Origin of the sequence: Synechococcus sp. R55.7 (assembly GCF_047461955.1) — a bacterium.
Taxonomy (GTDB): domain Bacteria; phylum Cyanobacteriota; class Cyanobacteriia; order Thermostichales; family Thermostichaceae; genus Thermostichus.
This window is the reverse complement of the sequence record NZ_JANSIC010000037.1, coordinates 1-6,026: the sequence shown is the minus strand read 5'-3', so window position 1 is coordinate 6,026 and position 6,026 is coordinate 1. Positions and strand designations below refer to the sequence as shown.

Genomic DNA, 6,026 nt, shown 5'->3' with positions numbered 1-6,026 from the left:
CGTTGGAGGAAACGCCATTGAGACCTAAGCCATCGCAACAATGATAAACGGAAGTCTATGCTTACCAAAATAATAATTGTATTGTTTCTATATTTATTTGCCCTTAGGATATCAACCAAGCTGAGATTTAAGGATTTCTTGAGATTTCACGAAGGAAATCCATGGGTCAGGCGACTTGAACCGGAAAGCTTCCATCTTGCCTTCACATATCCTTTCGATGAGGTGAGCATGACGTCACGTCGTAACTTTTTGCTGTCTGCGGGTGCGGCCACCGTGGGTGGACTCGTGAGTGGCAGCTTAGCACGGGCCAGCACAGGCTACTGGGTTGCCCAGGCCAGCGGCCCAGAAACCCCCAATCTCAGGTTAGGCTTTATACCGATTGTGGAGTCTGCCCCCCTGATCATCGCCAAGGAGAAGGGCTTTTTCGACAAGCATGGCATGACCGGTGTAGAGGTGTTGAAACAGGCCAGTTGGCCGGCAGCCCGTGACAACGTGGTCATCGGCTCAGCGGGTGGGGGAATCGACGGTGGCCAGTGGCAGATGCCGATGCCTCACATGATCCACATTGGCGCCATCACCAACAATCAGCCGGTGCGCATGGCAGTTCTGTGTCAGTTGATCACCCAAGGCAACGGGATTGCCATTGCCGGAATGCATGCTGGCAAGGGTTTGGGGCTAGATGTTTCTGGAGCTGCAGACTACATCAAAAATTTCAGCGCCAGCAACGGACGCAAATTCAAGGCCGCTCATACCTTCCCCAACGTCAATCAAGATTTTTGGATCCGTTACTGGTTTGCTGCTGGGGGGGTAGATCCGGATCAAGACATCGACCTGTTGGCGGTTCCCTCTGCCGAAACGGTGCAGGGAATGCGCAATGGCACCATGGATGCTTTTAGCACCGGGGATCCCTGGCCCTACCGGATTGTGGCCGATGGGATCGGGTTTATGGCGGCCCTTACCCAACAGATTTGGCCCTTTCACCCCGAAGAATACTTGGCCATTCGCGCCGATTGGGTAGAGCAAAACCCCAGGGCCACACAAGCCACTTTGATGGCGGTGATGGAAGCGCAGCAATGGTGCGACGATCCGGCCAACCGAGAAGAACTGACACGCATTCTCTCAGGGCGTGCCTACCTGAATGTGCCGGTTGAAGTTCTCACCCCTCCCTTTCAAGGCAACTACGAATTGGGAGACGGCAAGCCAGCTGTTCAAGATTTCAATGCCGGGCCCTTGTACTGGGAAGATGGCCGGGGCAGCGTCTCTTACCCCTATAAGAGCCATGACCTTTGGTTCCTGACGGAATCCTTGCGTTGGGGCTTCCACGCTCGCTTCCTTCCCGATCTGGATACTGCCCGTCGTCTGGTGGATGAAGTGAACCGTGAAGATCTCTGGCGTGAGGCCGCCCAGGCACTGGGGGTGAAGAACATCCCCAACAACACCTCGCGGGGAACAGAGCGTTTCTTTGACGGTGTGGTGTTTGACCCACAGGATCCGCAGGCTTACCTGAACAGCCTGAAAATCAAAAGGGTCTAGCTGAATAGCTTGATTGGGCCAAGTTCCTCACCTTCTTTCGCAGGAAGTCCATGGCTTACCGTTTCCTTGTTCGAATCTCTCGCGCGACAGGGATCCTGCCTACCTGTGGGATCCCACGAGGTCGAAAAAAGCGGTGCCGAGCTTTCTGCCCAAACGATGGAAAGTTGATGGATGCTATGAGCCTCGCACTTTTTGAATAACTTTAAATGCCATGTTGAGGATCGGCTATGTTGGCTCTACTTCACGTTCCGCGCGAACTCTTCAGGGATCCTCCTTTTGAGAGGCCGGCCCAGCCCCGCTGGGACAAGCTCATCCTTTCAATAGCCGTAGGAATCCTGAGTTTTCTGATTGTCGTGAGAGTTTTGTTGAGTTTGCAATCCCTGTGTTTGCCCATCCAACGAAAAGGCAAGGCCAATCCCAGTTCATGCTCTGTTTCCAACACGTTGTAGAACCCTGCGGCTGGAATGTTCTGAGAGCGCGACAACAGAGAACCTTGTAAAACCCTATCCTCCTCTAGGAGCTATGACGACAACACTTTCTTCTCCGGCAAAATCTGCAACGGCGAAGCTCGATTTGGCGAAGTACCGAGATCAGATTCTCCCCCCTGTGGTGGGTATTGTTGGATTCCTGCTCATCTGGCAGCTCTTGGCCAGTGCCAACCTTATTCGGCTGCCGGGGCCCTGGGATGTGTGGATGGATGAGCGCAGCCGATATCTGATCCTGCATCCTTTGTATCGCAACAGCGACCTCGACCAAGGGCTGCTGCGCCAAACCTTGGCCAGCCTACAAAGGGTGGCCATCGGCTATTGCAGTGCCGCTTTGGTGGGCATCACGTTGGGCATTTTGGTGGGAAGCAGTGTGTGGATCAACCGAGCTTTGGATCCCATTTTCCAATTTTTGCGCATGGTAGCTCCCTTGGCTTGGGTGCCCATATCTTTGGCTGCTTTGCAACGCAATGAGCCGGCTGCCCTGTTCGTTATTTTTATTACCTCAATTTGGCCCATTCTCATCAACACGGCTGTGGGGGTGAGACAGATCCCGGAAGACTACATCAACGTCTCCAAAGTGCTCAAGCTCTCCAAAGTGGACTTCTTTTTTAAGGTGTTGCTGCCCTCAGCCCTGCCCTACATGTTCACAGGTCTGCGCATCGGCATCGGCCTGTCTTGGCTGGCCATTATTGCCGCAGAAATTGTGATGTCAGGTGTGCCGGGGATCGGCTTTTTCATCTGGGATGCCTACCAGCAGAACTACGTTACGGAGATCATCGTTGCCGTCATCTACATCGGAGCGGTGGGATTGCTTTTGGATCGCCTGATGTCTGTTTTGCAAAACAAGATAGCCAACCAATGATGTGTTGGATGTGTTGTCAGTATGTGGTTGGTTTGAGGCTAGACGGGTGATAGGTTGGGAGGTTTTCTGTGTCTGTATTGGTCAGTGTGGAGCAGGTGGAAAAATCTTTTGCTCTGCCCGGAGGGCAGGAATACCTTGCTCTGAAAGGGATCGATCTGCAAATCCATCGAGGGGAGTTTGTCTCCTTAATCGGCCACTCCGGCTGTGGCAAATCCACCCTATTGAACATGGTGGCGGGGCTGTCTTTGCCTACGGGGGGGATCGTGGCTTTGGATGGGCATACCATCACCGCTCCCGGCCCCGATCGCATGGTGGTGTTTCAGCATTACTCGCTTTTGCCTTGGCTAACGGTTCGGCAAAACATTGCGCTGGCGGTGAATGCCGTTCTTAAAAACCATTCTCCGGCGGAGCGTCAGCAGATCGTGGAAGAGCACATCGATCTGGTGGGCTTGCGCCACGCAGCAGATAAGCTCCCAGCCCAATTGTCCGGGGGTATGAAGCAGCGGGTGGCCATTGCCCGTGCCCTGGCTTTGCGGCCCAAAGTGTTGTTGTTGGATGAGCCATTTGGCGCTTTGGATGCGCTCACGCGCGGGAACTTGCAAGAGCAGTTAATGCGCATCTGTGAAGAACATCAGATGACCACTCTCATGGTCACCCACGATGTGGACGAAGCGGTTCTTCTGTCAGATCGTGTGGTCATGCTCACCAATGGGCCGGGATCCCGAATTGGGAACATTTTAACCATTGACATTCCTCGGCCCCGCCGTCGGCTGGAGGTGGTCAACCATCCCAGCTACTACAGCTACCGCAGCGAGATCATCTACTTTTTGAACCAACAAAAACGGATTAAGCAATGGCGTGCTCGCCGCAGCACTGTGGTGGCCAGGCATGGCTTGGAAAAGATCAACTTGGAGATCGGCTTTGTGCCCCTCACTGCCTGCGCTCCCTTGGCTGTAGCTAAAGAAAAAGGGTTTTTTGCCAAACACGGCTTGGAAGAAGTGAATTTGGTGCGGGAAACCAGTTGGCGAGGGATCCAAGACGGCATTCAGGGAGGTTATCTGGATGCGGCCCAAATGCCCGCCGGTATGCCGGTGTGGATGTCCTTGGGCGGAGGGGATAACCCGCCTCAGCCGGTGGTTACGGCCCTCACCTTGACCCGCAACGGCAATGCCATCACCTTGCATAAGCGGTTCTACGAGCAAGGGATCCACACCCTCAGCCAGTTGAAGGCTTACATTCTGGATAGTCCCAGCCGTCGGCTTACCTTTGGGGTGGTGCATCCCAGCTCTATGCACAATTTGCTGTTGCGCTACTGGCTGGCAGCCGGTGGGATCCACCCGGATCATGACGTGGTGCTGAAAACGCTGCCTCCGGCCCAGATGGTGGCCAACCTGACAGCCGGCAACATCGATGGCTACTGTGTGGGAGAGCCCTGGAATTTGCGGGCAGCCTTAGAGGGCAGTGGCTTTACGGTGGCTACAGACCTGGAGATTTGGCTGGGCCATCCCGGCAAAGTGTTGGGGGTGCGAGAAGATTGGGCCAGAGCCTACCCCAACACCCACATTGCCTTGGTGAAAGCGCTGTTGGAAGCCTGCCGCTACTGTGAAGACCCGGCCCATCACGACGAGATTCGCGAGCTGCTCAGCCGCCGCGCCTACCTGAGCACCGACCCCTCCTACATTCATCTGGGGGATCCCCAGCGTCTGATCTGTGACTTGGACAGGCCGATGCGGGAATATGCCCACCACCGCTTCTTTCTGGGAGCCGGCAACCGTCCCAGCCGCACCGAGCATCTGTGGATGATGACCCAAATGGCCCGCTGGGGGGAGCTGCCCTTCCCCCGCAACTGGGTGGAGATCGTGGAGCGGGTATGTCAGGTGGGGGTGTTCAGCACGGCAGCCCGCGAGCTGGGACTGGATGTCTCCTACCAAAGGCAGCCCATTCAGTTGTTCGATGGGATCCCCTTTAATGGTGAGGATCCCCTGGCCTACCTCAACAGTTTGGCGATTAAGCACGATATTTATGTAGCCGAGGTTGCCTTAGATCGTCGTCCTGTGTTGCTCTAGATACCCACTTGGGCGCCCTTGCAAAAGCACATTCCCCGTTGTGAGAAAATCATGAGTTGGAGCACCCTACGATGACTGCCCTCTTGACAACCTCTACCCCAGCGAACGTAGCCGCAGAACCCTACCTAAGCCTTGAGAATGTCAGCAAGACCTACTCAACTCCCAAGGGGGATTATCCCGTCTTGCGAGATATCAACCTCAGTGTGAACGAGGGAGAGTTTGTCTGCTTGGTTGGGCATTCCGGCTGTGGCAAAACCACCCTGCTGAATATGGTTTCCGGATTTGCCCAGCCCACCAGTGGCTCGGTGAAGCTGAAAGGGCAGCCGATTACAGCTCCTGGCCCGGAGCGCATGGTAGTGTTTCAAGGGTATGCCCTGTTGCCTTGGCTCACGGTTTATGAAAATGTTTATTTGGCCGTTCGGTCGGTATTTCCCCAAAAGAGCCAGTCGGAAAAGCATCGAATTGTGGAAGAACATTTGGATTTGGTGGGGCTGGGGGAAGCCGCTCAGAAATATCCCTCGCAAATTTCGGGAGGGATGAAACAGCGGGTAGCCATTGCTCGTGCGTTGGCCATCCGTCCAGAAGTGCTGATTTTGGATGAACCCTTCGGGGCCTTGGATGCCATTACCAAAGAGGAGCTTCAAGAGGAGCTGTTGCGCATTTGGGATGAACATCGCTGCACGGTTTTGATGATTACCCACGACATTGATGAGGCGCTGTTTTTGGCCGACCGCCTGGTGCTGATGACCAATGGCCCTGCAGCCACCATCGGGCAGATCGTGACCATCCCCTTCCCGCGCCCTCGGGATCGCGAGCGGATTCTTGAAGATCCGCAGTACTACCGCCTGCGCAACTCGGTTCTCAGCTATCTCTACGGCCATGAAGCCAACCCAGAGGCGGCTTACCGGTAAATCCAACCTGGAGCAGTTGACGGAGCGAGAGGGCGACAAGGCAACCCAAAACCCAAAAACCACACACCTTGGCCATCAGGTGCAGCCCCTGGTCAGGCGATCCGCAAACCTCTCTTGGAACTCGCACACAACGCCGTGCAACCGCTCGTCCAAAACGGCCAGCGTC

General features: G+C 55.0%; 4 protein-coding genes. All 4 read left to right on the top strand.

What is annotated here, in order from left to right; translation table 11 throughout:
* Positions 1-222 precede the first annotated feature (222 nt).
* The 4 genes from NW820_RS03325 (at position 223) to NW820_RS03310 (ending at position 5,860) form a co-directional block, all read left to right on the top strand.
* Positions 223-1,533, top strand: a complete 1,311-nt coding sequence (locus NW820_RS03325; RefSeq protein WP_414406669.1) for a CmpA/NrtA family ABC transporter substrate-binding protein — start codon at positions 223-225, stop codon at positions 1,531-1,533.
* A gap of 522 nt (positions 1,534-2,055) precedes the next feature.
* Positions 2,056-2,883, top strand: coding sequence for a nitrate ABC transporter permease (gene ntrB, locus NW820_RS03320; RefSeq protein WP_414344145.1), 828 nt, complete (start codon positions 2,056-2,058; stop codon positions 2,881-2,883).
* Between the two features lie 68 nt (positions 2,884-2,951).
* Positions 2,952-4,949, top strand: coding sequence for a nitrate ABC transporter ATP-binding protein (locus tag NW820_RS03315; RefSeq protein WP_414344144.1), 1,998 nt, complete (start codon positions 2,952-2,954; stop codon positions 4,947-4,949).
* A gap of 71 nt (positions 4,950-5,020) precedes the next feature.
* Positions 5,021-5,860 (top strand): nitrate ABC transporter ATP-binding protein, encoded by an 840-nt coding sequence (locus NW820_RS03310; protein ID WP_414344143.1) that lies wholly within the window; start codon positions 5,021-5,023, stop codon positions 5,858-5,860.
* The last annotated feature ends 166 nt before the right edge of the window (positions 5,861-6,026 follow it).